Source organism: Flavobacterium sp. (genome assembly GCF_044368625.1).
In the GTDB taxonomy this organism is placed as follows: domain Bacteria; phylum Bacteroidota; class Bacteroidia; order Flavobacteriales; family Flavobacteriaceae; genus Flavobacterium.
In genome coordinates, this window is record NZ_JBIPPD010000288.1 from 1 (window position 1) to 3177 (window position 3177).

The 3177-nt window shown below is 30.2% G+C and carries 3 protein-coding genes; all 3 read left to right on the forward strand.

Going from position 1 to position 3177, the window contains the following annotated elements; translation table 11 throughout:
- A partial coding sequence (locus ACIQ2X_RS15015) for a DUF6973 domain-containing protein (protein ID WP_396179771.1) occupies positions 1 to 938 on the forward strand: 938 nt, incomplete at its 5' end.
- 772 nt (positions 939 to 1710) lie between these two features.
- A complete protein-coding gene (locus ACIQ2X_RS15020) occupies positions 1711 to 2340 on the forward strand; it encodes a T6SS effector amidase Tae4 family protein (protein ID WP_396179772.1) in 630 nt (209 codons plus the stop codon).
- Positions 2341 to 2364: 24 nt separating this feature from the next.
- Positions 2365 to 2883 carry a hypothetical protein gene (locus ACIQ2X_RS15025; protein WP_396179773.1) on the forward strand — a complete coding sequence of 173 codons (519 nt, stop codon included), beginning with the start codon at positions 2365 to 2367 and terminating at the stop codon, positions 2881 to 2883.
- The last annotated feature ends 294 nt before the right edge of the window (positions 2884 to 3177 follow it).

The following is a 3177-nucleotide window of genomic DNA, read 5'->3' on the forward strand; positions in this document are numbered from 1 at the left end:
CCATTGATAATTTAGATTTTCTGCTTGCTGGTCAAGTAGTGGCATTTACAAGTACGCTAGCGCCAGAATTACAGGATTTAATAATTGAGCATAATTTTATTCACTCCTATTTGATAGATTTTTGCCGCAAAAACGGTGGCAGGGTAGGCATACAGAATAGACAACAAATGGTACAAGCACTCAATAATTGCCATAATTTTCAGTTAAATTCCATTTATCCTAATTTAACTTCCATAAGTATTAACAGACTCAACCTCTGGGCATTTTATTCGTTTTTAAACAACAATCCATTAAATGCGAACACCACAAAAATAAACGTAATAAAAGATTTTATTATTGATGCAGAATTTGATACCGCAAATGAAATAGTTGATTATCTTTACGAAAATAGAGAAGACGATGAAGCGATTGATTTTGGAATAGATGTTATTGATGTATCAAATGATTTGGATATAGATGCAATGTCAATTTGGATTAACGATTATGATTCTTTTAGAGCTCAGATGTCTAATAATGAAAGAGAACTTTTTGATGATTTATTACCTAATAGGAAAATGTGGTATATGGTTGCCGCAAAAAAAGCAATAGTAAAATCACAAGAGATATATCCAAACGATCTTCATAACGGAAAAGGTGATGCATTGCGACATGCTATATGGAATGGTTTGTCCTCCTTATTAATAGGTGCTGATTTAACGAATGAGCTTACCTCAGCTCATGAAAATAGACCACCAACATATGTTTACAGTACTAAAGAAAATGCAATGGACTTATATAATAATTCAAAGGGAAGATTTGTAGCTACCTACTCCAATATTTCAAACGTTATTGATAATATTTTACTATATTGTATTGAAGGTAATTTGATGTATCTCAATAATTTGAATAGTCAAGGTTTTGCTACATCTGCATCAATATTAATACCTACAAATCAATAAATATGAAATATTATCTAATCGTTTTTATTTTAATAACTAGTTCAATCTGTTCTTGCAATAGGTATAGTAATAATATACTGGTAAAAAACTCTAGTAATAGAGTTGTCGATAGTGTAATAGTATTAGGAAATGTAGACTGCAAATCTCTAAAATTTTCAAAAATTTTACAAAAAAGTACTAGGAAAGGATATTTAGCCAATTGCCAAGCTAATAATCAAGGAGATGGAAGTTTTAACGTTAAGGTTTACATCGGAAAAGAAGTATTTGAAAGCAGGCTTGGGTACTTTACGAACGGGGTATCTATTTTTAAAAATATTGAAATTGAAATCAAAAATGACTATAACATTGTTAACCATATAAGCTATTAGAGTTCCAAATACTTTCTTCAAATTTTAATAACAAATTTTTTAAATAAGAAAAAGATTATCATCATATGAATGGACAGCCCCAGGCGGCGAAAGAGAAAAAATATATGGAAAAATGTAAGTTTTTTTAAAATTAGGTTGAAACGGTTTTCATCCAGAAAGCCGTTTCAACTTTATTTTAGGCATTTTATTCATTTTTAAATAACAATCAATTAGGTGCAAACACCACAAAAATAAATGAGATAAAGAATTTTGTTCAAAATGCTCCATTTGATACGAGTAATGAAATAGTTGATTATCTTTACGAAAATAGAGAAGACGAGGAAGCGATTGATTTTGGTAGTTGGACAGCAGATTATCTTGAAGCGAATCCAACAGTAAACATTGCACAATTTCAGAATTGGTTTATGGGAACCTCAGAAGGACAAGATTTCATTTATGATGCCGCTTTCTGGAATAATCCTGCTAATTTAAATTTTCAACAACAGAGTTTACCGAGTTATAATGATTTTTTAGATGGTTTTCCTAAAAATGGAAGTGGAGGGTTTTTAAATGGTGCAGATAATATTTTTTCTTTGGTTGGAGGAGACGTACTACAAGTAAGATTGAACTATCCAGGTAATCAAACAAAAAATGTTTGTGCTTTAAAAGTTTCAATTGCACTCAATAATTCGGAGGTGGTAATACCGTATATTCCAAATCAGACAGTAGAGGGAGGAGGTGATTATGCAGGTAAGTATTTTTTCTTGAATGTAAGAGCTTTAAATAATTGGATGAGAGCTACATTTGGAACAAGTAACCCAAATGATGGATATGCTAATAATCCAAGCCACATATCACTTACAGGACAACAAGGAGGTACTAACGGCCAAAATTATCCAAGCTTAACTGCAGGGCTTAAAGGAATTTACATGCTGGTAATGCCTACTGGGTCAAACTTATCAGGACATGCAGATGTTATATATAATAATTACTGTCCAGGGAATTGTAATTTTCAACTACCTGTTGAACATATAGACATATGGGTTTTAGATTAGTGCCTAAAATTTAAACAAACATTTATGAAAAAATATGTTTTATACTTTGTTTTCTTACTCGTGTTATTTTCATGCTGTAAAACACCAAATCTAACCTTTTTTGGCGATGATTTCAGCAAAGGGAAAGGTTACGAATATGGTAAAGTTAGTAATTCTTGGATTACTGCATATAAAGACAATGTTTTTTATAGCTGTATAAGAGAGGGATATAAGAATGATAGTATTTGGCTCCTAATGGATAAGGAAGATTGGTTCAATACTTATGATGCAATTGATTTTACAGATTTAGACACAGCTATGATAATTGGAAAAAAGGTAATAAAGGATTTACCAAATGAAGTTTATTTCAACTCTCAAGAGTTTTTCTCCGAAAACGACAAAAGTAAGCACAAAAATTACATATCTTCTACCTGCTTACATTACTATATAAGTAGAGAGTTAGATTCAATTGCAAAAGAAGCATTTAAGAACGAGGTTAAAAGGAAGACAGAATTATATGGTAAAAATTATTATCCCTTTCTTAATGAAAAAAAGAAAAAATAATAAAACATTTATGGGAATTAAACTAGAAATTATGAAAAAAATATTAGTATTGATAATTGTTTTTTGTTGATTTGGATGTAAAGCACAGCAGTCAGATTTGGAAAAAGAAAAAGATTGGATATGGTCTTTTAAGAGTATTGCGATTTATTCATGTCTTTGTGAATTAACAAAAGATGGAATTGCGAAAGAGTTAATGAAAAATATGTATATCCGTAATTGCTCATATTTTTGTATATTTGTTTGATAGATAAATTATTGGGTATGAATATTTTTAGTTTTGGAGTCGAATTTAGT

Bases quoted from the DNA above. Each gene is read 5' to 3' on its own strand.
- ACIQ2X_RS15025 (WP_396179773.1), top strand. From the start codon at position 2,365: ATGAAAAAATATGTTTTATACTTTGTTTTCTTACTCGTGTTATTTTCA.
- ACIQ2X_RS15020 (WP_396179772.1), top strand. From the start codon at position 1,711: ATGGGAACCTCAGAAGGACAAGATTTCATTTATGATGCCGCTTTCTGG.